We start from the raw sequence: 26158 nt of genomic DNA, 5'->3' as shown, positions 1-26158 counted from the left end.
TTTGCCCCCTCACACGGTCCACGGAGCTGGTTTGTCAGCACGCATGGAGAATTTCTCCAAGGCACTCGCCTGCACTTCGGCCTCTAGCGTGCCCTCACGAACCAGGGCTTCGATAGCAGCCAGCGCGATATGGTAGCGATCAACCTCGAAGAAGGAGCGCAGGTTTGCACGCTGATCGCTGCGCCCAAAGCCATCGGTGCCCAGTGCAACAAAACGCTGCGGCAGGTGCTGGGCAATCATCTGGGGCACTGCACGCACATAGTCCGTGGCAGCGATGACCGGCAGCTTGCAACCCAGCTGCTTTTGCACATGAGACTGGCGTGGTGCCTTCAGCGGATCGTACCGGTTCAGGCGTTCCGTCTGTTCGGCGTCACGGGAGAGTTCCGAGAAACTCGTCGCGCTAAAGACGTCGCTTGCGATGCCAAAATCGCGTTCCAGCAATTTGGCGGCCTCTATTGTTTCAAGCAGAATAGTACCTGCACCAACCAGATTAACCCGCGCATCAACCTTGGCGTCCCCAAAGCTTTCGACCCGATGCAGACCTTTGATTATGTCGTCTTCCGACCCTTTAGGCAGTGAGGGCTGCGCGTAGTTCTCATTCATCACGGTGATGTAGTAGAACTCGTCGATCTGCTCTTCCATCATGCGTTTGCTACCTTGGTCCATGATCACCGCCAGCTCATAAGCAAAAGCGGGATCATAGCTGCGGCAGTTGGGCACGGTGGCTGAAATCAGATGACTGGTGCCATCCTGATGCTGCAGCCCCTCCCCGGAGAGGGTGGTCCGGCCCGCTGTAGCCCCCAGAAGGAAACCACGGGAGCGTTGATCCGCAGCCGCCCAGATCAGATCACCGACCCGCTGAAAGCCAAACATCGAATAGTAGATGTAGATCGGCAGCATTGGCATGCCGTGGATCGAGTATGAGGTGGCAGCGGCTGTCCAGGAGGAAAGCGCTCCGGCCTCGGTGATGCCCTCTTCCAGCATCTGGCCGTTTTTAGCCTCTTTGTAGTACATCATGGAGCCCGCATCTTCGGGCTCGTAGAGCTGTCCATCAGGCGCATAGATCCCGATTTGGCGGAAGAGATTGTCCATGCCAAAGGTGCGCGCTTCATCTGCGACGATCGGCACCAAACGCGGACCAAACGCCTTGTCTTTGAGCATCCCGCCCATCATGCGCACCGCCGCCATTGTGGTGGACATCTCTTTGCCATCCGCCTCTAGGGCGAATTTTGCGTATTTTGCGACATCAGGCACTTTGGCAACCGTGTTCTCCGGTGCTTTGCGCTCTCGCTTGGGCAAAAAGCCCCCCAATGCCGTGCGACGTTCGCGCAGGTATTCCATTTCGGGGCTGTCGGCCTCTGGTTGGAAAATGCGGAATTTCTCCACATCTTCGTCAGACATGGGCAAATTAAAGCGGTCGCGGAACTGATACAGCGCTTCGGTGTCCAGCTTTTTCGCCTGATGCGCAATCATGCGGGATTCACCCGCACCCCCCATGCCATAACCCTTTTTGGTCTTGGCAAGGATCACGGTAGGGCGCCCTTTATGCGCCTTGGCAGCGGCAAAGGCAGCATAGAGTTTCCGGAAATCATGGCCGCCGCGTTTGAGATTGTTGATCTCTTCCTCGGTCATATGGCTGACCAGCTGCGCCGTACGTGGATCTGCATTGAAGAACTTGTCGCGGTTATAGTCCCCGTCCTTTGCGCCCAGGTTCTGATATTGGCCGTCCACTGTTTGCGCAAAACGGCTGAGCAGCACATTGTCCTTGTCGCGCGCAAACAGCTCATCCCATTCGCTGCCCCAAAGAACTTTGATCACGTTCCAGCCCGCACCGATAAAGAGGGATTCCAACTCCTGAATGACCTGGCCGTTGCCCCGCACAGGTCCATCCAGACGTTGCAGGTTGCAGTTCACAATGAAGGTCAGATTGTCCAGGCCCTCGCGCGCGGCGAGGGTCAGGCCAGCGATGGATTCCGGTTCATCCATTTCCCCGTCGCCATAAACGCCCCACACGTGCCGCCCTTCGGTCTCTGCGAGACCCCGGTCTTGCAGATAGCGCATGTATCGCGCCTGATAGACCGCGCTGAGAGGGCCAATCCCCATTGAACCCGTTGGCACCTGCCAAAAATCGGGCATCAACCAGGGGTGTGGATAGGAACACAGACCATTCCCGGCAACCTCCTGGCGGTAGTTGTCCAATTGCTCCCGGCTCAGTCGTCCTTCGAGGTTTGCACGCGCATAGATACCCGGCGCGGAATGGGGCTGAAAATAGACCAGATCACCCCCGAAACCCTCTGTCCTGGCCCGGAAAAAGTGATTGAACCCCATCTCAAAGATTTCCGCCGCCGAGGCATAGCTCGCGATATGTCCGCCAAGACCGCCATAGGCTTCATTTGCACGCACAACGGTAGCCAGTGCATTCCAACGAATGATCGAGGTCAGGCGGTTTTCGATCTCCAAATCACCGGGATAGACCCCCTGCTCCTCTACGGGAATAGTGTTCCTGTAGGAGGAATAGGGCTGCTCCCCTGTCAGCAATCCTTCGACCCGGGCCTTGTCCTCTAGCGCTTTCAGGATGTGCTGGGCACGTTCTGTACCAGCGACCTCCTTTGTGCTGACCAATGCGTCAATCCATTCCTGGGTTTCTGCGGGATCGGTGTCGGTTTCGGAGTTGTGCAAAGAAAGTGTCATGGGGTCTTCCGGAGATTGGTCTTTGAGAAGGGATCAGGTGGAGATTGGAGTGCTGAGAACCTCGCCCTTTAGCTGAACCGGGTTCATGATGGTCTGTGCATTTGGACTGTGAGCAATTGCCTTTTTATGCAGGTCTTCGAATTGCTCTTTGGTTCCGTCACCTACCACATGGATCCTGTAGGAGAGTTCAGGAAAACCAATGGCGGAATTTGTGCCCAACCCCATAAATCCGCGCAGATCCAATTCACCATCAAAGTCGATCTTGACGGATTCCAGTTGGATCCCCTCGGCGGTTGCCCCTGTAACAAAGGCCACCATCATGCAGGAGCCCAGCCCCGACATCAGCAGCTCCTGCGGGTTGGGACCGTGGTTATTGCCCATGAGCTGCCGTGGTTCGTCCGCTTTCCAGCTAAAGGATCGGCTGACACGATGAGGCCCGACCAACATAGGTTTGGTCTCGGTCTTTGAACGCGTACCGCTTTCCCAATCGATTTCGATGCCATAGCGCATCAGCCCCTCTTCCGGGCTATCGCTCACTTCGTTGACAAATTCACTCAGAGCGGCTGCCGGGATGCTATTTCGCATGGGATATTTCCTTATTTTCAGCAGGTTGAGTGGGGATCTCCCTTGAGATCCGCTTCAAAGCCTGGTCAAAATCTTGAATAAGATCAGCGGCATCTTCGATGCCAACAGATAAGCGGACGCAGCCGGGATCAATCCCGATTTCAGCCCGTTGCTTGGAGGTCATGGTTGCCTGAGAAGAATTGAAAGGCAGGCTAATCAGGCTTTCGACTCCACCCAGACTAGTGGCCTGTTTTGGGAGGTTCAGGTGGTCCAGCAAAGCCAGCGCCGCCATGTCGCCGCCTTTGACAAAGAAGGTCACATTGCCCGTTCCCATCTTCATCAAGCTTTTGGCCAGGGCATGATCGGGATGGCTTGGCAACATGGGATAGAGCACCTTTTCCACCATCGGGTGGCTTTCCAGGAACTTGGCCAGGGCCGTGGCGCTTTCTTCATGGGCGCGCATGCGGATTGGTAGGGTTTTCAATCCGCGTTCCAGCAAGAAACAGGCATGTGGATCTAGTGACCCGCCAAAGTTCAGGAGCCTGGGCCAGACCGTATCAACCAGCTTACGTGGGCCGGCCACGACGCCTGCGATCAAATCAGAATGCCCATTCAGATATTTGGAGGCAGAATGGATGACCAAGTCGACCCCCAACTCCAGCGGGCGCATCACAGGTGGCGGCGCAAAGGTGCTATCAACAATCAGGCGAAGATTGTGACGTTTTGCGATCTCAACCAAGGCCGGGATGTTCACAACCTTCAAAACCGGGTTGGTTATTGCTTCGAAATACAATGCCTGAGTGTTGGGCTGAATTGCTTCTTCGATGGCGTCCAGATCATAGGAATCCACCAGCGTCGCTGACATCCCAAAGGATGGAAACTCTTGATTGAACAGATTGTAGGTGCCCCCATAAAGGTCGCTCGCCGCGACCACATGTGCCCCCTTGTCAACCATCGCCAGGACGCCGGCGGTGATGGCCGCCATGCCAGAGCTGAAGACAATCGCAGATTCAGCACCTTCCAGTGCAGCCAGCTTCTCTTGGACGGCCCATTGGGAAGGGTTTCCATAGCGACTGTAGATAAAGCGATCACGGGCAAAACCACCTTCGACCGATTCATACTGATCGTCGTTCAGCACAAAGGTTGATGTTTGATAGATCGGGGTGCCAACGGCGCCCGTACGCGGGTCATCATGGGTCCCGGCATGAACTGCGCATGTTGACAAACCCAAGGAGTTGACATGATCAGCCCCCATGAATGGGCCGGCCTGACGTTTGCGCTCAAGAGTGTCCAGCCAGCTGTCCTGAGTTCTGTTTGGCGCCTTGCTGGAATGGTCGCCTCTAATTTCTGTAGTTGTCATCTTGCTCTCCAATCCGGTTTGGGAAGCCTTAGGCGGCTGCGCTGTTATGCTGTCCCAAAGCGCGCATCAGATCGCTCAGGATGTCATCGACGTCCTCCAGACCGACGGAGAGCCGTAGCAGACCTTCGCCGATACCGTGTTTCGCGCGTTCTTCCGGGGTATAGGTCGAATGTGTCATGGAGGCGGGATGCTGGATCAGGCTTTCCGCGTCCCCCAGGCTGACAGCCCGCTGGATCATGGACAGCCTGTTCATAAAGGCAATGCCGCCCTCTTTGCCGCCGACAACTTCAAATGGGATCATGCCACCGAAATTGGCCATCTGACGCCGCGCCAGATCACCCTGTTCGAAGCTCGCTAGCCCAGGATAATAGACCTTGGCCACCGCCGGGTGTGCCTCCAACGCCTGGGCAACTTCCAATGCAGATTTGCAGTGCCGCTCAACCCTTAGCTGCAGGGTCTTGAGGCCGCGCATAACCAGCATTGCGGTCATCGGCGCCATCACCGCGCCAGTCATGTCTTTCAATCCGACCAGACGAATATTGGTGATGTCTTCCGCGGAGCCTACCACAATCCCGGCAATCAAATCGCCGTGGCCACCCAGATATTTGGTTGCAGAATGCACGACGATATCCGCGCCATGCTCGATCGGGCGGGTCTGCACCGGGGTTGCATAGGTGTTATCAACAACGACTTTGGCCCCCGCTCGATGCGCAATTTTCGAAATCGCAGCGATATCCACCAGCCGGTTGTTTGGGTTCGCCGGTGTCTCGAAATAGACCACACGTGTGCGATCACTGATAACCTCTTCCAGGTTGGATGGGTCCGTCATGTCCACCGGACGCACCGAAACATCAAACCGGGTAAGACCATGGGTCAAGAAGGCAAATGTGCAGCCATAGAGCGTCTTGTCGATGATCACCTCATCGCCCGCGCGGACCAGAGACCAGAGGGTTGAGGTGATTGCCCCCATACCAGAAGCCGTGCCCAGCCCAGCTTCGGCGCCTTCCAGGGTCGCCATGCGTTGTTCCAACAGATCAAGCGTTGGGTTGGAAATCCGTGAATAAAAATGACCGGATGCTTCACCTGCAAACATCGCCCCGCCAGCTTCAGCGCTTTCAAAGGCAAAGGTTGATGTCATGTGGATCGGCGGCGTCAAAGCGCCCTCGTTTTCCTGTGGATCATACCCGTGATGGATTGCTCGCGTGGCGAAACCCTGTGAAGTGGTCATTTGTTGCTCCTCATGTGGACAACGAAATTTGCGCACAGGCTGAGGGAAATTTTATTGCGAACTATGCTCAAGTTGATATGAAAAATGGCAGATTATGCCAACGAGGAGCAAAGGATGGATCAGATTGACCGCCAAATATTGAGAACCCTGCAATCGGAAGGGCGTATCACGAATCAAGATTTGGCCGAGAAGGTCGGCCTCTCGCCCTCTCCTTGCTTAAGACGCTTGCGTAATTTGGAGACCACGGGAGCCATAAAAAGCTATAGCGCGGATGTTGATCCGGTTGCCTATGGTTTGCCCATTGTTGCGTTTGTGAATGTCCGACTGGAGCATCACAACGGTGATGCGGTTCAACACTTTGAGCGGAAAATTGCTTTATTCGACGAGGTGCTCGAGTGCTTCATGCTGACCGGCGGAACGGACTATTTCCTGAAGGTCATGGTATCCGGGCTGGGTGCCTATGAGGATTTCATCCGCAACAAGCTGCACTCGATCGGTGGGGTCGGATCAATTGATAGCAGTTTCGTCTACGGGGTCGTGAAAAAGACCAGTGTTTTCCCAATGTTATAGTAGGTAGCGGGCCTAGCAAAACAAGCCTAAGGTCTTCGACACTAGTGCTTTATACCCCCGTCTCGCCCTCACGCGAACGGATCTGGGGTAAAGGGTATAATGTAGTGCCCGTCATCCATCGTGTGGCGGATTGGAAAACCAATCTCATCAAAGTAGTGCCTGCGATAGTCGTCAACTGCCACGGTTTCTGCAATGCCTTCCAGCTGAGCAACACGTTTCAAATGGGCACTCAGGCTGGAGTCATCGCTCCAACGCCGATGCTGGATTTGGAACGCACCTTGATAGGCCACGTCAAACCTTATGCCTGTGGCAAAAATCATGAGATCGGCTAATGTCGGGCTATCACCATAGGCATAGCCATCGCAGACCAGCGTGCTGACCTGCTGCAGCGTATCCTCAAGTGCCGCAATGGCAGCATCATAGTCTTGCTGAGTGGTGGCAAATCCAACCTTGTAGACCCCCACATTCAGAGCATCGTGGATCCAATCGCATAGTTCTGCAAAACCCGTCTCATTGGGAATAAGATGTGGGCCAAACGCTATCGCCAGCGCTTGAATGATGTCCAGCGACTCCGCTGAAGCGATGGCCTGAGCGTCACAATCCCATAGCACAGGCACAGTTACTCGCCCGGAATAGGCTGGGTCAGATGCAGTGTAGACCTGCCAGAGATATTGACCTCCTATGGGTGAGGTCGCTCCGGCCTCAAATGTCCAACCCTGCGGGTGCCCCAACCAAGGAGCACAATGGGTCACGCCGATTTTAGCGTCCGGCAAAAGGGCCAGCATCATCAGCACACGATGGGCAAAGGGACAGGCCTTGGCGGCATAGAGTTGATAGCTCTCTGGCCGCTGGCGCAAACGATCAATGTCGATCTCAACCCGGGCCGCTGGCGTTTTAAAACTCTGCTGAAAGTCGCTGTTGCGGTCCGGCATAGTGTTTAGATCCGCATGCCATTGGCCTTGACACAGGCCACGTCTCGGGATGCTGCTCATCATGATTGCCTCATCGAGATGAAGGGAGCAGGCACAAGGCCTGCTCCAATCGGGAAAACCTGATGGATCACTGAAAGGTTCAATCAGACCTCAAAACGGTATTCGCCGGGCTGCCAGGCATATGCCTCCCCGGCGCGCAACACACGGCCAAAACTGGGAAACGGCAGGTGCGCCGATGCAACCAGAACACCCTCACCAGCGGCCATATCCAACAGCTTGGCACGTGTTGCCTTTCCAGTGGCCCCATCAACGTCAAAGGCCAGACCCGCTTCGGGGTGCTCGAACTGCACTGATGCGATGCCGCAGGCATCCCCCCAGATCAACAGATCTTCACCACGGGACGACAGGCGATAGCCGCTATGGCCGGGGGTATGCCCATGAAGTGGCACCGCCGTAAGCCCTGGGAGCACTTCGGGAGCGCCAGAGAAGACATTGAGGCGTCCGTCATAGGCCGCCTTTACGCCGAGCGCCGCATCAAACCAGGGTCTGGCGAAATCAGGCGCATTGGACTGAGCGGTTGTCGATGTCCAATGGTCGAACTCCAGTCTGGCGACGTGGATCTGTGCATTCGGGAAAACTGCGGCGCCGTTTTCCAGCAGGGCCCCGATATGGTCCGGGTGCATGTGGGTGATCAGAATGTCATCCACCTGATCCGGTGTATGGCCCGCCGCTGCCAGCGCAGAAAGGAATTTTCCCGCGGTCGGGCCAAACAGATCCGCCGAGCCAGTATCGACCAGAACCAGGCGATCGCCCTGATTGATCAGATAAGAGGTTACACCAATCCTAATAGAGCCATTGTCGGGAAGGCCGGCGGCGGCTGCCAACTCTTCAACGGTGGCTTGCTCAATCCCGGTCCAGAACCCATGGGCAACATCAATATAGCCGTCTAGCAGGGCCGTGACCTGGGCCTCCCCCACCTTGCGACGATAAAATCCCGGTGCCTGACCGGTTGCGCGTGGCGCCTTGGCCGAAGCCGCACCTGACAAAGTGGTTGCAGCAGCGGCAGCGGCGGCGGTTCCAAAAACCTGTCTGCGTGTCAGTGATGTCATCATTGATCTCCTTGCAATTCTTTCGCAAGCCAATCCGGATGACGCAGGCAGCGCGGCCGAACTGCATCCGTGGCTTGCATCGATTGAATCAGAGGATAAGATCAAGGGCACCACAGAAGAAGTACGCACCTTTTGGTTCCTATGGGATTTTCACATATGCTTGATATCAAGCCTGACCCCTATATCGCTCTCTGCCCGTCGCGCCAGATCATCGCTGTGATCGGGGATAAGTGGTCTTTACTGGTCATCCCCCTCTTGCTGGAGGGGCCGATGCGCAACGCCGAATTGATGCGTGCGATTGAGGGAATCTCGCAGAAAATGCTAACTCAGACCCTAAAAAGGCTGGAGGAGTACAATCTGGTGATCCGCCAGGACTATGGCGAAGTCCCGCCTCGGGTGGACTACCGCCTGTCCCCGCTTGGGCTGTCTCTGGCTCAGGTAATCGGCACCCTCGACAACTGGGTCATCGAGAATTTTGACGCGATGACCCAGACGCAAAAACAGGCCTGATCAACGGAGAGGTCAGGTCGCGTTTGCTGCCTCTGGCCCCATTGTTGCATCAAGCCATGGCGCGTTTCATGAATTTGACAAAGGCCTGAATCAGAGGATTCCCACGGTTGCTGGAATGATAAAGGCACCAGATTTCAGAGGTCTCTGTGACCTCCAGCCCCTCGATTTTGTGCAACCCCTCGGTCAGGGCAGGAAGATCCGGCAGCAAAGAAACACCCAGATCCTCCCGGACCGCTTTGATCATGAGGTTCATGAAATCAAGACTGGTAACGGAGGCGCTGGGGACAGCGTTTCTGGCAAACCACCTGCGGATAGGGTGCTGTGCCAGCCCGCTACCCGGGATCAGCCAATCCAGATCCCCGATCTGCCGCCATATAGCCTGGCCCACCGACCGCAACAAATCCCAACCGGGTCAGGAACTGTCCAAGCAGTTGACCTGGCGGGTTGGACGAGGGGCGCACAGCCAGATCAAAGCCACGTTCCCAGAGTTTCGCAAACTGGTTGCTGGTGCTGAATTCAATTTCGATCTGCGGCACCTCGCGCCTGAACTGTGCCAAGTTCGGCAGGATAAAGTGCTCCAAAAGAACGTCCGTTGTCGTGATGCGTAACCGCCCGGTCAGCTGCTCTTCCAGACCAGAACAGATCCGATCCGCATGAGACAGGGATTCACTGATTTCACGCCCCCGTTCAGCCAGTTCTGCGGCTGCGGGAAAGGGCTCGAATCCGGTCTTTGAGCGGGAGAAAAGCGGTGCTCCGACCTTTGTCTCGATCCGTTTGATGGCCCGAAATACTGATGAGACATCCCGATCCGGAAACAACCCGGCCCGTTCAAGTGTCCCCTCGCAACACAGAGCCAACACCACCATCAGATCATCGCTCGTCAGTTTCATCGGCAACTCCGAAACAGTTGGTTGCAGCGCTGCATATTTAGCTCCTCTGCCATTTGCTTAGGTTCAATCCCATCAACTTCGCCCGGCCCGTCAACGGCACTCCGTCGCTGGCCGTCATTGCTAAAGGAGCTCAAATCAAGGGTATTTTCAAACTTGTGGCCGCCGCCGCAGTTTCCTTCGCCGCGGCCACTGCCGCTGTTGCAGACACCGGCCTGATGACCAAATTCGACGACATCCAATGGACCCCGATCGAAGGCACTCCGATGTCGCTGTCCAATCTTTGGGGCGACCGTGACAGTTGGCCCTGTGCTATGTACCTCAAAATGCCAGACGGATTTGCCGTACCGGATCATGCCAATACCTACGCCTTCCATGGCGACGCTTGTATAAGTGTGGAAGACTGTGTTCTCTTCATCTTTCAAGACGGCAAGGGAGATGCGATTTTCCACAGCGAATAACGCACCTCACACGGTCACGAGTACAGCCACCCCCATAGCGGGACGGCTTTTGCTTGTTGAGGAACAATAGAAAGTAGATTTGTCACTGACGCCGTTGCCATTCGGCCTCATAGGTTGCAAAAGCCTCCGCAAACCCCTCCAAGGGCCATTGCAAATTGAAGTGGCGGCCGCGGCTGTCAGCAAACTCAAAATGAAAACTTCCGCCCTGAAGCTTTGCCTCAAGGAGTTGCGCTGGGGCCTCTGCTTCCAGGCTGCAGTCCGCCCAAAGCAGGCATTGACGATCTGTCATCTGCCAGGTGGTGCCATTATCCAGATCTATCCGAAGACCATCAGCAACAATGGCGGTCCCTGGCTCGGGTCCAAACTTCACATCATGCCCGCCAAGCCTCTCCTTTTGCGGTGTCATAAAGGTGAACAATGCGCCTAACCGAGGCGCTGGGGCGTAAACATCAACCCAACGAATGTAGCATCGTTGCCTCAAAGAGCCGTCTTCTTCGCGCTCATCACAGAAACTCTTCCAAATGCCATGGGCCCATAATGCGTGACACGCCAGTTTCCTGCCGTGTCACGCCCCTGCAGATCCTAGGCCGCGGCGGGGCCTTCCGCCAGCAGTAGCCCCATGCCGATTGCCAAATCGCGCAGCAAAGTCATCCGGCCTGTCCGGCCAGTTGGCCTGCGGCTTCCAATGCGGCCAGCCACTCTTGGCCATGCACCGAAACAATGGCACCGCCCTAGAACACAAAAAATGGTGGGTAAACATATTCCAGCTGAGGTGCGGCAAGGCGCAGGATTGGATCGCGTTCCCCGTAAACCCCAGTCTTTGGCCCGTCACTCTTTGGCCGCCGCAAAAACACGCACAGCCGAACTGACGACCGCTTTGCTCTCGGAGTGAGCGGCAAAAGCATTCCTAAAAAGTGTTGCGGGGGGCAAACCTCCCGCAAATCACTTTTGCTCAACCCCCACTCTCGACTGGCCCCACTCTCAGACGTCCATTGAGATCAGAAGATCAACAGGCCCACAACTACAGCACAACTCACTGGATGGTAGTTGGTAGAAGGGCTCGTGAGCTGCATTGCGCAACCATGTTTATGATGCGCCCTATCAGAGCGGCTATTCATGATTGAATACGCTTTGAGCCCCCTCATCCACAATGATTGCCAGTCAGACAGGCCAAGCGGATGTTTCGCATCCACCTAAAACGCTTTTGACTGCGAAGAAACGCAACGGATCCTGACTGGCGTTTCTTCGCTGCATAGAGCAATCAATCCCGATCCGGGCAAGCCTGTAGTTCAGGCCGCCGCTGCAGAAATTGCATGTGCCGAGCTCTCGGAAGAGAAATGCCCCACGAGTTCCGCAAGCTTCTGAGCATCTGAATGCAGCATGTGACCGGCTGAGTTGGCTTCTTCGACCATGGCCGCATTCTGCTGTGTCACGTGATCCAGCTGGCCAACACCGGTGTTGATCTCGCTCAGGCCTATGGATTGCTCAGCGGCACCTTTGGCGATGTTGGAAACCAGTCCAGAGATCTGGTTCACACGTTCTACGATGCTCTCAATCGCATCACCGGCTTTACCAACCAGATCGACCCCCTGCTCAACATGCTCAGAGCTTTCATGGATCAGTGTTTTGATCTCGGTTGCTGCATCCGAAGAGCGTTGCGCCAGGCCACGTACCTCGGACGCGACCACGGCAAAGCCTCTGCCTGCCTCACCGGCGCGGGCAGCTTCCACCCCGGCATTCAAGGCCAATAGATTGGTCTGAAAGGCAATATCATCGATCACGCTGATGATGCGCGCAATCTGCGTGGCAGAGTTTTCGATCTCGCCCATTGCCGAAACGGCATCTCTGACAATCTGCCCACTGTTGACCGCTTCGTCTCTGGCCTCACCCATGGTGGCTTCGACGCTTTTTGCCCCTTCGGCAGCCGATTTCACAGAAACAGTCAGTTCCTCCAGTGCTGCGGCTGTCTGTTCCAAAGTCGCGGCCTGGCTTTCGGTTCGGTTGGACAGATCTTCTGACGCCTGGCTAATTTCGGTTGCCCCGCTGTTGATGCTATGGGTTGCATCCAGAACCTGATCGATCGTTTCCTTCAGTGTATCAACCGTCGCGTTGAAGTTCTTTTGCAGCAGGCGGTATTCTGCCGGGAACTCCTCATCAATACGGCTATCCAAACGGCCATCTGCCAAATCACAGAGATGGTCCCCAACGATGCCGACCACGCGCTCGGCGTCCTTCTTGTTTTGTGTCGCCTCTGCCTCGGCACGGGCGGCTGCTTCTGCCTGCTCCTGCGCGGCTTTTTGTTGTTGCTTTAGTGCGGCATCCGCCGCTGCACTTTTGCGCAGGCTAATCAGCAAGACGCCCGATTCCAGCAAGACAATGCCCGCGTGCAACACCGTACGCTGCAGGTTTTCAGCCAATCCACCGCTTGGATAGACCAGGGTCGGCAACAGGAAGCTAAAGGAGATATGATGCAGCGCCACAAGAACCGTTGCAAAGAGCAGCGCATTGGCATTGGCCAGAGTTGATACGATGGCCAGCGCTGCAAAGAAGAGCATATGCGCATCCAGCTGCCAGGCGTGCCCGCTCAGGGAAGCGGTGAACAAAATGCAGTGTCCGATGAAACAGAAACTCAGCAGATAGTCCCGGGTTGAATCCGCCAGTTTTTGCGAAAGGAATGCCAAGGCCCCCAAGGTCAGTCCAAGGGTTGCAAACAACCACCATCCCGCACCATCGTTCAAGAAATAGGCGGCCAGGGCCGGAAGCGGGACCAAAATCCAGCTGGAGATCTGCTGAATGCGCCGTTCCGTTGCATCAGTCCCCAGGGAACCAGTCTTTGGAAGCGCGGATGTCATCAGTTTGCGCATAGTTCTAAAACCCTCTTTCCATCTACAACCAGCCAAGCTCCCTGATTGTAGAGTTGATCAATGCTGTGTGGAGACTGCAGCAAAACCAGAGCCCCCATGGGTGCCCGTTCTGGCGTGACTTCCAGCAATCCGTTTTTTGCTGCAATAACCGCCGCGCTCTCTCCCCATGGAGGCGCGATAACCAATGCCACCTCCCCCTCTGAAGGGCGGCTTTGCGCAGCCAATAACAGAACAGGCGAACAAAGTACGACGGCGGCTGCACCGAGAATCAGAAACAGATTTTGCATGGAGTCCCCTTTGTGAGGGTTGTGCAGGAAACTCGTTACCAAGTTCTTGAAAGAACGAGCTCTATCCTGCTGGGCCTTTGTGTTTTCTTTCCGGCGTTACAACCGCACCTCTCTCCTGTGCAAAACAAAGCACAGCCAGCCGGTATTCAGGATCAAACCGAGTACAAGGTCATGCCAAGCTCCGAACTTGCAAAAGCAATAAGCCGCCTTCTAGAAGTAGCGGTGGATAGATTGTTTTGGCTTTGGCATTAAGGACGTTGAGCAGTTCCTGCGACATGCCGAACCTGCTTCTTTTAGGTGGTCCTGGGCAAAAAACCCAGGCACCACCCGCTAACCCAACTTTCCCCGGTTGTGCCAAAGCGCCTTTGATTTCAATAGCGAGTGGTCATTCGGTGGCCTGGGCGGAAATACTGGCGCACAAAGGTGACCGCCTCCCCTTCCAGACGGGTTGAACGCTCCACCGTGAAGAGGGCCGCGCCACGGGTGCAGCTCAGGCAATCCGCTAGGGTCTCATCGGCGCTGGCGGCGGAAAAGCTGATCTCCGCATCGGAGAAGGGCACAGTTGCCACCAGCCACTCATTGGGGCCAAGCGTGGCAAAATCCGCCGCTTCCGCCTGTGGCAGCAATGCCAGATTGATCCAGCGGTCCTCATATTGATAGGGGTTGCCGTCGGCGTAATGCATGCAGGTGAGATGCAGAACCGGGGTGCCTTCGGGCAGCTGCAACCGGGCGCGCAGCCAGCCGGGCGCCGCGTCCTTGCTGCGGCTGATCAGGGCATAGCGGTATTCACCGTTCTGCTCTTCAATCTCGTCGCGCACCACCGGGATCGCGAAACGTGCCTGCCGCACCGGCGCTATGCGCACGCGGGTGCCCGCTTTGCGGCGGCGTTCAATGACGCCCTCATCCGCCAGCTCCCGCATGGCCCGGTTCACCGTGGCGCGGGCGCAACCATAGCTTTCGGCCAGGTCCATCTCATTGGGAATCAGAGCGCCCGGCGCCCATTCCCCGGCAGAAATCTTACGCATGATGTCGGCTTTGACATCCCGGAAAGTGGCTTTCATCGCGTCGGGTCCATTCAGCTGTTATGACTACGCATAACAATATTTTGTCTGAATGTATAGGCAAACGCGGGAAGGCGCTTTGCACCTTCCCAAAATCAGCCACGGCCCTCATTTTCTCCAAAACTCGTTGCAGTTTCAGACTTCAAGCCGTTTCTATTCAGCCCAGGATCCCCGGCAGGCGCAGTCCATGTTCGCGGGCGCAGTCCTTGGCGATCTCATAGCCCGCATCCGCATGACGCCAGACGCCAGACGCCGGGTCGTTCCACAGCACCCGCTCCAGCCGCTTGGCCGCCGCATCCGTGCCATCGGCGCAAATCACCACGCCGGAGTGCTGCGAGAAGCCCATACCAACGCCGCCGCCATGGTGCAGCGACACCCAGGTAGCGCCCGAGGCGGTATTGGTCAGCGCATTCAGCAAAGGCCAGTCGGAAACGGCGTCAGAGCCGTCCATCATTGCCTCGGTCTCACGGTTGGGAGAGGCCACGGAACCTGAATCCAGGTGGTCGCGGCCAATGACAACCGGCGCTTTCAGCTCGCCGTTCCTGACCATCTCGTTGAAGGCTAGTCCCGCCTTGTGACGATCGCCCAGGCCAATCCAACAGATCCGCGCGGGCAGGCCCTGAAAAGCAATGCGCTCCCGCGCCATGTCCAGCCAGTTGTGCAGATGGGTGTTCTCGGGGAAGAGTTCCTTCATCTTGGCGTCGGTCTTTGCGATATCCTCCGGATCGCCCGACAGGGCCGCCCAACGGAAGGGGCCAATGCCGCGGCAGAACAGCGGACGGATATAGGCCGGCACAAAACCGGGGAAGTCAAAGGCGTTCTCCAGCCCTTCTTCCAGCGCCATCTGGCGGATATTGTTACCGTAATCCACGGTAGGAATGCCCATGGCATGGAATTTGCACATGGCATCAACCTGCACTTTCATGGAGGCGCGCGCGGCCTTGTCGACGCCCTTGGGGTCGCTCTCGCGGCGCTCTTTCCACTCGCCCATGGTCCAGCCCAGCGGCAAGTAGCCATTTACCGGATCATGGGCAGAGGTCTGGTCAGTGACGATATCGGGGCGCGCACCGCCCGCTTCGGCGCGGCGCAGGATCTCGGGAAAGATCTCGGCCGCATTGCCCAAGAGGCCGACAGATTTGGCCTCACCGGCTGCGGTCCAGCGCTCGATCATCTCCAGCGCTTCGTCCAGGCTCTCCGCCTTTTCGTCCAGGTATTTTGTCCGCAGCCGGAAATCGATGCTGTCGGGGTTGCACTCCACCGCCAAGCAGCAAGCGCCGGCAAAGACTGCCGCCAGAGGCTGGGCGCCGCCCATGCCGCCCAGGCCGCCAGTCAGAATCCATTTGCCGGTGAGGGCACCGCCATAATGCTGGCGGCCCGCCTCGGCAAAGGTCTCATAGGTGCCCTGTACGATGCCCTGGGTACCGATGTAGATCCAGGAGCCGGCCGTCATCTGGCCGTACATCATCAGGCCCTTTTTATCGAGCTCGTTGAAGTGGTCCCAATTGGCCCAATGGGGCACCAGGTTGGAGTTGGCGATCAGCACACGGGGTGCGTCCGCGTGGGTCTTGACGATGGCGACCGGCTTGCCAGACTGCACTAGGAGGGTCTCGTCCTCTTCCAGATCCTTAAGGCTCTCGACCATAAGGTCAAAGTCTTTCCAGGTCCGTGCCGCCCGGCCGATGCCGCCGTAAACCACCAGCTCATGCGGGTTTTCCGCCACATCGGGATGCAGGTTGTTCATCAGCATCCGCAAGGGCGCTTCGGTCATCCAGCTCTTGGCGTTGAGCTCGGGTCCGGTGGGCGGGAAGATGTCACGGGTGTTCTTGCGGGGATCGGTCATGAGTTTCCTCCGGTTTGCGGGGCCCAGGCGGCCAGGCTTTCAAGAATGTCTTTGAGATGGGCGCGCAGGCGGACTGCCTTGGCGCTGTCATAGGTCCAGGGGGCGGCCTCTAAGGTCAGATAGGTGCTTTGCGCCAGTTCCATCTGGATCGCATGCAGCCCCTCGGCGGGGCGCCCGTAATGGCGGGTGGTCCAGCCGCCCTTGAAGCGGCCATTCAGCACCGATGTATAGCCCTCGGCACTGGCGCAGCGCGAGACTACCAGCTCTTCGATCAAAGGATCGCAGGTCGCGCCCATATTGGTGCCGGTGTTGAAATCCGGCAGCACGCCCTCAAACAGAAAGGGGATTTGCCCCCGGATCGAGTGGCAGTCGTAAAGAATGGCAAAGCCGTGCTTGGCATTCACCCGCTGCAGCTCTGCCTCCAGCGCCGCGTGATAGGGTGCGTGGAACGCCGCGCGGCGGGCTTCGATATCCGACTCTGTCGGCGGCACATCCCAGATGTCACGCCCTTCAAAATCCGTGAGCGGCACCAGGGTGGTGGTGTTCTGCCCGGGATAAAGCGAGACACCGGAAGGATCCCGGTTGGCGTCAATAACATAGCGGTGGAAAGTGGCGCGCACTGTGGTGGCACCAGGCAAAAGCCCATCGTAAAGCTGGTGGATATGCCAATCGGTGTCATCCAGCCCCCTGCCCCGCGCATTCAACCTGGCCAGGACCTCCTCGGGCACATAGGTCCCGGTATGGGGCAAGCCCAGCACCACGGGGCTGTCGCCGCGCGTGATTTCAACGGGGTCGATCATGCGCCCAGCTCCGGCATGCCGATGCCTGTGCCGCTGGCGATGTCACCGCTGGCGATGAGAGTAGAGGCTGCCTCGATATCCGGGGCGGTATAACGATCATCCCCAAGCGGCGGCACCACTGCGCGCAGGCGCGCCATGACACCCTGCAGAGTCTCACTGGTGGGCAGCGGCGCGCGGAACTCAACCCCTTGCGTGGCGCAGAGCAGCTCCACGCCGAGGATGCGCTCCAGGTTCTCCACCATTTGCGCCAGGCGCCGCGCGCCATGGGCAGCCATCGAGACATGGTCCTCTTGGTTGGCCGAGGTCGGGGTAGAGTCCGTGACGCAAGGATTGGCGAGATGCTTGTTCTCGCTCATCAGGGCGGCGGTAGTAACCTCGGCAATCATATAGCCGGAGTTCAGGCCCGGGTTCGGCGTCAGGAAGGGCGGCAGATCATGGCTGAGCACCGGATCGACGATCAGCGCGATGCGGCGCTGCGCGATGGCGCCGATCTCTGCCACAGCCAGGGCGATCATATCGGCAGCGAATCCCACCGGCTCAGCATGGAAGTTACCTCCGGAGACAATCAGCCCGGCCTCTGACAGGACCAGCGGATTGTCGGTGGCGGCATTGGCCTCGATCTCCAGCGTCGTAGCGGCTTGGCGCAGGACGTCCATCGCAGCACCCACCACCTGTGGCTGGCAGCGGATGCAGTAAGGGTCCTGCACCCGGGTGTCATCTTCGCGGTGGCTTTCGCGAATTACAGAACCAGCCAAAAGCGCGCGCATGGTCGATCCGGCCTCAATCTGACCACGATGGCCCCGCAAGCTATGGATCTCCGGCTGCAAAGGCGCGGTGGAGCCCATGATGGCGTCAGTGGTCAGGGCCGAGGTGACCAGGGCGCTTTGTGCCGCCTGCCAGGCCCCGAAGAGGCCTGCCAGGGCAAAGGCGGTCGAAAACTGCGTGCCATTGATCAGCGCCAGGCCCTCCTTGGGGCCCAAAACCACCGGCTCAAGTCCGGCCTTTGCCAGGGCTTCGCCGCCGGTCATGACCGCGCCGCCGAATTCTGCCTCTCCGGCCCCCATCATCACCGCCGCCATATGCGACAACGGCGCCAGATCGCCCGAGGCGCCGACGGAGCCCTGCGCCGGGATCACCGGGGTGACGCCCTTTTCCAGCATGGCCTCGATCAAGTCGATCAGCTCCAGCCGCACGCCGGAGGCGCCGCGCCCCAGGCTGAGCAGCTTCAGCGCCATCATCAACCGGGCATGGGCGCGCGGGATCGCCGGGCCGACACCGCAGCAATGGCTGAGGATCAGGTTGCGCTGCAGGGTAGCGGTATCCTCGGCTGCGATCTTTACGCTGGCCAATTTGCCAAAGCCGGTGTTGACGCCATAGACAGCGGCCTCACCCGCTGCCGCAGCTGCGATGCGCGCTTGCGCGGCCTCAATCGCCGGGCGGCAAGCGGTATCCAGCCGCACCGCGCATTCCTCGCGGAAGACACGCTCAAGATCGGCCAGGGAAACGGCGCCGGGGGTCAGGGTCAGGGTGGTCACGGATTGCGTGGTCACAGTTTGCCTCCAAAGATACGGGCATGAAGCGGGTTGAAACCGATACGGTAGGCGAGCTCTGCCGGGTGTTCCGCGTTCCAGACAGCCAGGTCAGCGCGCTGGCCGGCGGCAATTCGGCCGCAGTCCTTCAGGCCCAGAGCCTGGGCCGCATGGGCGGTGACCCCACGCAGAGCCTCTTCGGGAGTCATGCGGAACAGGGTGCAGCCCATGTTCATGGTGAGCAAGAGCGAGGTCATCGGCGCCGAGCCGGGATTGCTGTCTGTGGCCAGCGCCATCGGCACGCCGGCCTCGCGCAACAGATCAATCGGCGGCGCCTGGGTTTCGCGCAGGGTATAAAAGGCGCCGGGCAGGATCACCGCCACGGTACCGGCCCCGGCCATGGCCGCGACGCCCGCTTGATCCAGGTATTCGATGTGATCCGCCGAAAGCGCGCCATAGCTGGTGGCCAGCTTGGCCCCGCCCAGGTTCGACAACTGCTCTGCATGCAGTTTCACCGGCAGGCCCAGGTCGCGCGCGGCATCAAAGAGCGGCACAAGCTGGTCCGGCAAGAAGGCGATGCCTTCGCAGAAAGCATCCACAGCATCCACCAGACCTTCAGCATGGGCCTCTTTCAGCACCGGAATGCAGAGATCGGCGATATAGGCCTCGGGCCGGTCCTTATATTCCACTGGCACCGCATGGGCGCCCAGAAAACTGGTCACCACCCGGATGGGGCGGTGCTCTTCCAGCGCACGGGCGGCGCGCAGCATGTTGAGCTCGGTCTTCCGGTCTAGCCCGTAGCCAGATTTCACCTCGATCAGCGAGACCCCCTCGGCCAGCATCGCATCGACGCGCGGCAGGGCCTGGGCGATGAGATCTTCAACTGAGGCGGCCCGCGTTGCCTTGACCGTGGAAATGATGCCGCCGCCGGCGCGGGCGACCTCTTCATAAGAGGCGCCGTTGAGGCGCATCTCGAACTCCACCGCCCGATGGCCGCCATGCACCACATGGGTGTGGCAATCGATCAGCGCCGGGGTGACCAGCCGGCCGCCCAGCGAGTGCCGGGTCCACGCAGCGTAGTCTGCGGGCAGGTCCTGTTCCGCGCCCACCCAGGCGATCTTCCCCTCCGATACCGCAATGGCAGCCGCATTGATCAGCCCATAGGCCGCAGCCCCATCTGCCATGGTGGCCGCACTCAAGTCGGTGAAAACCTGGTTTTCCGCCTGCATCTGATCCTCTTCGATGTGCAAATCTTCTCTTTTCTAGTACAAATCAATATGGCATATGTCTATACATAAAATCGAGGTGGATGATGACGGCACTTTTTGCAAAACGCGCCCTGCTGCCCGGCGGATGGGCAGAAAATCTACGGCTTGAGATTGAATGCGGCCATATTTCAACGCTGGCTGCAGATGGCATGGCCCAGCCCGGCGACACTCAGGTCGACACCCTGCTGCCAGCGCTCGCTAACCTGCACAGCCATGCCTTCCAGCGCGCCATGGCCGGCATGACTGAATACCGCATGGCGGGGCGGGACAGTTTCTGGACCTGGCGCGATCTGATGTATCGTTTTACCGCACAGCTGTCGCCAGAGCAGATCGAGGCCATAGCCGCCCTAGTCTATCTCGAGATGCAGGAAGCGGGTTATGCCTCGGTTGGGGAGTTCCACTATCTGCACCACCAGAAAGATGGCAGCGCCTATGATAACCTGGCGGAGCACTCGGACCGGATCATGGCGGCCGCGCTTGAGACCGGCATCGGCCTGACCCATCTGCCGGTGCTCTACAGCTATGCTGGAGTGGGCGAAAAACCCCTGGAAAGCGGCCAGGCGCGTTTTGGCAATGACATGAGCCGCTTCTGCAGGCTGGTGGATCAGGCTAAGGCCCATGCCGCCGGTCAGCTGCCCGCAGATTGCCGGGTCGGCATTGCGCCGCATTCGCTGCGAGCAACCTCGCCGCGTGACCTGGAGGACGTTCTGCAGGCCCATGGGGAGGGCCCGGTCCACATCCATATCGCCGAACAGCCGAAGGAAGTTCAGGAAGTCCTCGAAGGAATGAGCGCGCGACCCGTCGAATGGCTACTCGAGAACGCACCGGTTGATGCCCACTGGTGCCTAATCCACGCCACCCATATGACCGATGAAGAAACCCGCAATATGGCCGCCAGCGGCGCAGTAGCGGGGCTTTGCCCGGTGACCGAGGCCAATCTCGGCGACGGGCCTTTCAACGGGGCCACCTATCTGCAGGCGGGCGGCGCTTTTGGGGTTGGATCGGATTCCAATGTGCTTATCTCGCTGACCGAAGAGCTGCGCACCCTGGAGTATTCGCAGCGACTGCGGGACCTGTCGCGCAATGTGCTGGTGCCCGGCAGCGAAGGCTCCGTCGGTCAGACGCTCTATTGCGGCGCGGCTGCTGGAGGGGCGCAGGCGCTGGGACGCAAATCAGGCCGGATCGAAACCGGCCAGCTGGCTGATCTGGTGGCCATCGACAGCCAGGACCCTGCCCTCTGTGCCTTGCAGCCAGAACAGATCCTGGACGGGTTGGTCTTTGCTGCCAAGGACCATGTAGTGACAGATCTTTGGTCCGGAGGCCGCCACATGGTACGCGATGGAAGCCACATCGCCCGTGACAGCATCCTCAAGCAGTATCGCAAGGCCATTGAGGAACTCGTGGATAGCCTGTAAGAGATCTATCCTTTGAAGAAGATGGAGAGGCATTGTCTGATTGACAGAGCACCAGGCCTCTCCAAAAGTGCTAAGAACACCCTCAGCGCAGGCTTTCAAAGAACGTCAGAACCTCCGCCGCGATTTTTTTCTGCTCTGAGCGCCGCATGTCACCGCCCTCATAACAAACCACCTCATCCCCCGGATTTTCCTCTGCCAGGATTTCTTCAGCGCCAGGTTTGCAGACCCCCAGAAAGTCAAAATGGGCCAGCTCCGAGGGTTCACGATAGGTCACGTTAGGGGCCATTGCAGCCAAAGCACGCGCTTCTGTTTCGAGATTGAGGCCTGCGGCTGCCCTGGGCGCACCGTAAACCAGCAATGGCTTTTCGATTAACCCAAGGCTGGCTGGGGCAAAACTCTGTGTGCCTCCCAAATCAAACACCGCAAAACCTTGAATCCGTGGATCAGTTAGGTCTGCCTCCATCGCTCTCTGGTCCTGCGCTGTCTTTGCGATTTCCCACCTCTCAAAAACCCCACAGGCGAGGTCACTGGAATGCGCAGCGCAGAAGGTTGCGGAATGGGCCGCATCATATCGTCCACCAGCCAGAGCAATCGCAGTGAAACCGCCAAGAGAATGTCCCGCCATATAGATCCGGTCGGGATCTATCCGCAGTGCCTCGGCAGAGGGCGCTAAAAAGTGGTCAATCACGCGCGAAATATCTCTGGGCCGCTCCCAGAGCATGCGGCTTTGCTCTGCATCACGCAGCCAAGTTGACGTGCCAGGATGATTGATCGTGGCAACGACATAGCCTTGACGAGAGAGAGCGGCAGCCAGCCAACCTTGGTTCATAGCATTGCCATACATTCCGTGGGACAGCACCAATAATGGAAGATCCCCCTCTGCCGGGGTGGCATCTGGAATGGCCATGTTGCCTTCCCAGACAATACTGCTGTGCTGTTCCTCTTGCCCCTCGACCTCCTGCGTTGGATACCAAACAAATCCCTCCAGTGGGCGTTCCGCGCCAGCATCTGCAATTTTCAGGTCGGACAACCCGGATTGATAGGGAGCGGCATTCAGTGCCTGCACCAGAGCGGCACATGTCAGGGCCGCTGACAGGACTAGGTTTTTCACGTTGGATCCTCCGTTTGCTATGTGTTCTGGTCTGGAGATTGCCTAGGAAGATCGTTGAAACAATGCGATCAGTGCGTTTGTCCTGTCCTCAATCGGGTTTCAGGACAGAGTGAGACAAGAAAGAGGACAAATGAGTCAAAGCGCCCTACTGGATCTGCCGCTCCCACTGTTCACCGCAGCGCTCTGCTTTGCTGTTTCGGTGCTGCTCTGGCATCGGGAGATAGGCCATGCGCTGGCGAGCAGGGTCTTTGCGGGTCTGTTTTTTCTTTTTGCAGTGGAGTCGCTACTGGTCTCGCTTCGCTTTGGCTACGGATATTCCGAGCTGATCGTTCTGCAGCGCCTACTCCCGTTGTTTGCTGGGCCTCTGACCTATATTGGCTTTGCGCTGTTTGCTGTTTCTGACAGACGCGCCTCACGTTTGATTGGCTGGCATATCAGTATCGCCACCACACTTGCCATTTTGATCTCTGTCGGCAGCCAAATTCTGGGGTCGGAGCTATCGGGGCTGGTCGATTTGCTGATTGCCCTCAGCTATACCGCGTACCTTTTGCTTATCCTGCGCCTGCACCATCAGGGTGCAGATGCTTTGATTCAAGCTAGGTTCGACACCGCGCGCCTGCTACGCCGGTGGATGCTCTGGGCGATTTTCCTGCTGGCGGGCCTGTTGCTTCTGGACAGCGCGATAGCGCTGAGTTTTGCCCTGCAAGATCTGCACTATGCCATGGGATTGATGTCGGTTGGCTCTGTCATCCTAGCCGCCCTGCTGATCCTCATGCTGGTTAAATTGCCCCAATCGACACGCGCAAACCGAGTATCCCTCTCCGATCAACAAACCGATACAGGCGAACAGGGGGAAGCCGCAAGTTTAGAGCAGGCAACGCGAAAACTACTGCTGGAATCCCAGTTATACCTAGATCCCGAACTCACCGTGCAACGGCTGGCGCGCCGCCTTCATGTCCCTGAACGCTCACTCTCTACCGCAATCAATCAAAGCCAAGGCATGAATATCTCGCAATATGTCAATGGTTTTCGACTGGAACATGCGGCCAACCTACTGCGAGGCAGCACGCTCAACATTGGAGAAATCGCCCGGCAATCCGGCTTTCTAACCCGGTCAAATTTCTATCGTGAGTTCAAAAGAGCCTATGATCAAACCCCTTCTGACTGTCGTGCCAAAGCACAGGAAAGGGGTTCAAGCCGCCCCACCAAAAATAGATAACCGCCCCCAGCCACCTAGGCAGAGAGCGGTTAACCCGTGTCCTGTAAGGTCAGGCGTATTTAGAAATCATCCCACATCTTTTGGGCCGCATTTCCATCCACAGCCGTGGCAGCAGCCGCAGCAGGCTCCATCGCCCAGTCATCTTCCCCATGGGCCGAAGGCGTTGAAGAAGCTGCCTGACTGGGTTTTGGAGCTGCAATAACGCTGCCTCCCTTCACCCGGAACCGGCCAACCAGTTCTGTCAGATTCTGCGCATCTGTCTTCAGCATATGACCTGCGGCCGTTGCCTCTTCCACCATGGCGGCATTCTGCTGGGTCACCTGATCCAGCTGGGTCACACCGGTGTTGATTTCGCCCAGGCCGGTGGACTGCTCCACCGCGCCCTCAGCGATATCGGTCACCAGGCTGGAGATATGGCTGACACGTTCCACAATGCTATGTAGTGCCTCCCCGGCCTTGCCAACCAGATCCACGCCACGCTCCACCTGTTTGGAGCTGTCGCCGATCAGGGTCTTGATCTCCATCGCCGCATCAGAGGAGCGCTGCGCCAGGGCACGCACTTCAGAGGCCACAACCGCAAAACCCTTACCCGCTTCGCCAGCCCGTGCGGCTTCGACCCCGGCGTTCAGAGCCAAGAGGTTGGTCTGGAAGGCGATGTCGTCAATCACCGAGATGATCTGTGCAATGCTGGAGGAGCTCTGCTCGATCTCGGTCATTGCCGCAACCGCGCTCTGGACAACCTCACCGCTATTTTCGGCCTCGGCTTTTGCTTCTCCCATAATGTTTTCCACACTACGGGCGCCTTCAGCAGCGGATTTGACTGATGCGGTCAGCTCTTCCAGGGCCGCTGCGGTCTCTTCCAGTGTTGCCGCCTGGCTTTCGGTCCGATGAGAGAGATCATCCGAGGACTGGCTGATTTCAGCGGCACCATTGCTAATGCTCGAGGCGTTGTCGATGACCTGGCTTACGGTATTGCTTAGCGTTTCAACGGTCTTGTTGAAATCGGCCCGCAGCTTTTCATGCTCGCCGGGGAAGGCTTCTCTGATCACTTCAGAGAAGTCGCCGTTGGACAGGCGCAGCAGACCTGCACTGAGTGTTTCGACCACTTTTGCCTGAGCCTTCTGGTCCTCACGGCGCGCATCTTCTGCGATCCGGGCCTGCTTTAGGTCGGCCTGCATAGAAACCAATGTCTTACCGATATCGCCGATCTCATCCCCACGGGAGGCGGAGGTCACTTCGGTCTCCAGATCACCAGCGGAAACCGCGTTCATCTGTTCGCAAATACGGCCAACGGGTCCTGTGATAGAACGGGCAAACAGCATGCCGGCCACTGACATGAGGATGGATACGCCAATACCAACCCCAACCAGTATATTGCGCTTGTTGTTTACCGGAGCCATGATTTCACTCACGTCCTGCTCCGCAATGATAGCCCAATTTGCATTGCCCAAGTCGAGAGGTCGGGTAAAGGCGACCGCCGCATTTCCGGCCAGCCCCGTCGCCGCCTCAAAGAAATGACTGTTACCATCCATAGCGGAAGCAATATGTTCGCTGGCAGGCATCTGATCCAGCACTTGATACCCACCTTCGAAACGGGAAGTTGTGCGTGCCAGATGATCGGAACCAACCAGATAAATCTGCGTGGTTTCGCCAAGCCCTTCGACGTTGTTGACAATCTGACCCAGCATCGCAACCGGGATCTGCAGCGCAGCAACACCAACCAGCTTGCCTTTCAGATTATAAACCGGGGAGGCAACAAAGGCTGCAGCGGCCCCAAAGCTTGGCGCATAGGGCTTCATGTCGTTGAAATAGACCCCCCCTTGTTTACCGCGCTTTGCATCCCGGAAAACCTGGCCCAGGCCAGAATCCTTATACGCACCATTCATAAGGTTTGTCGCATAGTCCATTTCCTTGAAGACCGAATAGACAATATCGCCCTCTAGATTGATCAGGAAAGCATCATAGTAACCTTTGGTATCAATCAGCGTGCGGAGCCCGGAGTGATAGTGGTAGTGATCCTCATGATAGGCCTCACTACCCGGTGCCCGATCCATCAGGTGCTTGGACCCGGTCTCATTCGGGTTATCGGTAATGTAGGATTTCTGCAGAGCTGCTTCTGCATTCCCTCCTAGACCAGCCCAGGATTTGCTAAAAGCTTCCAGTGCTTCGGAGGTTGCAGGGGATGCTGCAAGGGTCATCAGATCGGAATCGACACCTTCCATAAGCTGTTTGATTGCAGCTTTTCTATCAGAAACCAAAGAAGACATTTGATTTTGAATATTGGAATAGGCATATCGCTGTACATTATACACACTGATGCTGATCAAAGCGGCAGCAATGAATATACTGAAGCTTACGATAAAGAGCGGTAATTTCTTAGAAAGCTTCATCGATCGCATGTCTAACATGGCATTCCTCATTCACTTGGCGCATTTTCACCTCCCAGCTGCAC

General features: G+C 57.6%; 21 protein-coding genes and 1 pseudogene. 5 read left to right on the top strand and 17 right to left on the bottom strand.

Translation table 11 applies throughout. From position 1 onward, the window contains the following. Nucleotides 1–9 precede the first annotated feature (9 nt). From mdeB to RSK20926_RS16365, 4 genes are read right to left on the bottom strand one after another with little or no spacing between them, the layout of a single operon-like run. Nucleotides 10–2691: an alpha-ketoglutarate dehydrogenase gene (gene mdeB / locus RSK20926_RS16380; protein ID WP_008208395.1), complete on the bottom strand. Its 2682-nt coding sequence runs from the start codon at nucleotides 2689–2691 to the stop codon at nucleotides 10–12. Between the two features lie 33 nt (nucleotides 2692–2724). Further along, the gene (locus RSK20926_RS16375; protein ID WP_008208393.1) at nucleotides 2725–3276 is read right to left on the bottom strand and encodes an OsmC family protein; all 552 of its coding nucleotides are present in this window, start codon (nucleotides 3274–3276) and stop codon (nucleotides 2725–2727) included. After that, nucleotides 3266–4615: a trans-sulfuration enzyme family protein gene (locus tag RSK20926_RS16370; protein WP_037255428.1), complete on the bottom strand. Its 1350-nt coding sequence runs from the start codon at nucleotides 4613–4615 to the stop codon at nucleotides 3266–3268. Before RSK20926_RS16370 ends, RSK20926_RS16375 begins: the two co-directional genes overlap by 11 nt. A 28-nt stretch (nucleotides 4616–4643) precedes the next feature. Next, entirely contained in the window at nucleotides 4644–5843 is a 1200-nt protein-coding gene (locus RSK20926_RS16365; RefSeq protein WP_008208390.1) for a methionine gamma-lyase, read from the bottom strand. An 84-nt stretch (nucleotides 5844–5927) separates the two neighbouring features. Here RSK20926_RS16365 and RSK20926_RS16360 point away from each other — a divergent pair, with 84 nt between their 5' ends. After that, complete coding sequence (locus tag RSK20926_RS16360; RefSeq protein ID WP_008208388.1) at nucleotides 5928–6413, top strand: Lrp/AsnC family transcriptional regulator; 486 nt, start codon at nucleotides 5928–5930, stop codon at nucleotides 6411–6413. A 68-nt stretch (nucleotides 6414–6481) separates the two neighbouring features. On the opposite strand, the gene RSK20926_RS16355 is transcribed toward RSK20926_RS16360, so the two are convergent. Both RSK20926_RS16355 and RSK20926_RS16350 read right to left on the bottom strand, forming a co-directional pair. Continuing rightward, nucleotides 6482–7408: a glutathione S-transferase C-terminal domain-containing protein gene (locus RSK20926_RS16355; RefSeq protein ID WP_008208386.1), complete on the bottom strand. Its 927-nt coding sequence runs from the start codon at nucleotides 7406–7408 to the stop codon at nucleotides 6482–6484. An 80-nt stretch (nucleotides 7409–7488) separates the two neighbouring features. Continuing rightward, nucleotides 7489–8454 (bottom strand): MBL fold metallo-hydrolase, encoded by a 966-nt coding sequence (locus RSK20926_RS16350; RefSeq protein ID WP_157133158.1) that lies wholly within the window; start codon nucleotides 8452–8454, stop codon nucleotides 7489–7491. Nucleotides 8455–8610: 156 nt separating this feature from the next. Between RSK20926_RS16350 and RSK20926_RS16345 the strand changes: the two genes are divergently transcribed. Then, nucleotides 8611–8964 (top strand): winged helix-turn-helix transcriptional regulator, encoded by a 354-nt coding sequence (locus tag RSK20926_RS16345; RefSeq protein ID WP_050773112.1) that lies wholly within the window; start codon nucleotides 8611–8613, stop codon nucleotides 8962–8964. A 49-nt stretch (nucleotides 8965–9013) separates the two neighbouring features. On the opposite strand, the pseudogene RSK20926_RS23210 reads toward RSK20926_RS16345, so the two are convergent. Next, nucleotides 9014–9830 (bottom strand): annotated as a pseudogene (locus RSK20926_RS23210) (LysR family transcriptional regulator). Nucleotides 9831–9907: 77 nt separating this feature from the next. Here RSK20926_RS23210 and RSK20926_RS16335 point away from each other — a divergent pair. After that, nucleotides 9908–10312, top strand: coding sequence for a hypothetical protein (locus RSK20926_RS16335; RefSeq protein WP_008208377.1), 405 nt, complete (start codon nucleotides 9908–9910; stop codon nucleotides 10310–10312). A gap of 82 nt (nucleotides 10313–10394) precedes the next feature. Here the strand turns inward: RSK20926_RS16335 and RSK20926_RS23205 are convergent, their stop codons facing one another. The 8 genes from RSK20926_RS23205 to hutI form a co-directional block, all read right to left on the bottom strand. Next, complete coding sequence (locus tag RSK20926_RS23205) at nucleotides 10395–10793, bottom strand: invasion associated locus B family protein (RefSeq protein WP_332306549.1); 399 nt, start codon at nucleotides 10791–10793, stop codon at nucleotides 10395–10397. 808 nt (nucleotides 10794–11601) lie between these two features. Beyond that, the gene (locus RSK20926_RS16325) at nucleotides 11602–13176 is read right to left on the bottom strand and encodes a methyl-accepting chemotaxis protein (RefSeq protein ID WP_008208374.1); all 1575 of its coding nucleotides are present in this window, start codon (nucleotides 13174–13176) and stop codon (nucleotides 11602–11604) included. Further along, entirely contained in the window at nucleotides 13164–13463 is a 300-nt protein-coding gene (locus RSK20926_RS16320) for a hypothetical protein (RefSeq protein ID WP_008208373.1), read from the bottom strand. The genes RSK20926_RS16325 and RSK20926_RS16320 overlap by 13 nt, the downstream gene beginning before the upstream one ends. A gap of 371 nt (nucleotides 13464–13834) precedes the next feature. Further along, nucleotides 13835–14524: a UTRA domain-containing protein gene (locus RSK20926_RS16315; protein ID WP_008208372.1), complete on the bottom strand. Its 690-nt coding sequence runs from the start codon at nucleotides 14522–14524 to the stop codon at nucleotides 13835–13837. Between the two features lie 157 nt (nucleotides 14525–14681). Continuing rightward, the gene (gene hutU / locus RSK20926_RS16310; protein WP_008208371.1) at nucleotides 14682–16364 is read right to left on the bottom strand and encodes a urocanate hydratase; all 1683 of its coding nucleotides are present in this window, start codon (nucleotides 16362–16364) and stop codon (nucleotides 14682–14684) included. Then, nucleotides 16361–17164: an N-formylglutamate deformylase gene (gene hutG / locus RSK20926_RS16305; RefSeq protein WP_008208370.1), complete on the bottom strand. Its 804-nt coding sequence runs from the start codon at nucleotides 17162–17164 to the stop codon at nucleotides 16361–16363. The genes hutU and hutG overlap by 4 nt, the downstream gene beginning before the upstream one ends. Next, nucleotides 17161–18699: a histidine ammonia-lyase gene (gene hutH / locus RSK20926_RS16300; protein WP_037255482.1), complete on the bottom strand. Its 1539-nt coding sequence runs from the start codon at nucleotides 18697–18699 to the stop codon at nucleotides 17161–17163. The genes hutG and hutH overlap by 4 nt, the downstream gene beginning before the upstream one ends. 11 nt (nucleotides 18700–18710) lie before the next feature. Further along, the gene (gene hutI / locus RSK20926_RS16295) at nucleotides 18711–19922 is read right to left on the bottom strand and encodes an imidazolonepropionase (RefSeq protein ID WP_037255479.1); all 1212 of its coding nucleotides are present in this window, start codon (nucleotides 19920–19922) and stop codon (nucleotides 18711–18713) included. Nucleotides 19923–20005: 83 nt separating this feature from the next. Here hutI and RSK20926_RS16290 point away from each other — a divergent pair, with 83 nt between their 5' ends. Then, nucleotides 20006–21376, top strand: coding sequence for a formimidoylglutamate deiminase (locus RSK20926_RS16290; protein WP_037255477.1), 1371 nt, complete (start codon nucleotides 20006–20008; stop codon nucleotides 21374–21376). Nucleotides 21377–21458: 82 nt separating this feature from the next. Here the strand turns inward: RSK20926_RS16290 and RSK20926_RS16285 are convergent, their stop codons facing one another. Further along, nucleotides 21459–22487 (bottom strand): alpha/beta hydrolase family protein, encoded by a 1029-nt coding sequence (locus RSK20926_RS16285; RefSeq protein ID WP_008208364.1) that lies wholly within the window; start codon nucleotides 22485–22487, stop codon nucleotides 21459–21461. Between the two features lie 130 nt (nucleotides 22488–22617). Between RSK20926_RS16285 and RSK20926_RS16280 the strand changes: the two genes are divergently transcribed. After that, on the top strand, nucleotides 22618–23706 hold the full coding sequence (locus tag RSK20926_RS16280; RefSeq protein ID WP_008208362.1) for a helix-turn-helix transcriptional regulator: 1089 nt from the start codon (nucleotides 22618–22620) through the stop codon (nucleotides 23704–23706). Nucleotides 23707–23765: 59 nt separating this feature from the next. Here the strand turns inward: RSK20926_RS16280 and RSK20926_RS16275 are convergent, their stop codons facing one another. Then, nucleotides 23766–26114: a methyl-accepting chemotaxis protein gene (locus tag RSK20926_RS16275; RefSeq protein WP_037255423.1), complete on the bottom strand. Its 2349-nt coding sequence runs from the start codon at nucleotides 26112–26114 to the stop codon at nucleotides 23766–23768. Nucleotides 26115–26158: the final 44 nt, after the last annotated feature.

Origin of the sequence: Roseobacter sp. SK209-2-6 (assembly GCF_000169455.1) — a bacterium.
In the GTDB taxonomy this organism is placed as follows: domain Bacteria; phylum Pseudomonadota; class Alphaproteobacteria; order Rhodobacterales; family Rhodobacteraceae; genus Pseudophaeobacter.
This window is presented reverse-complemented; position numbering and strand designations above follow the sequence as displayed.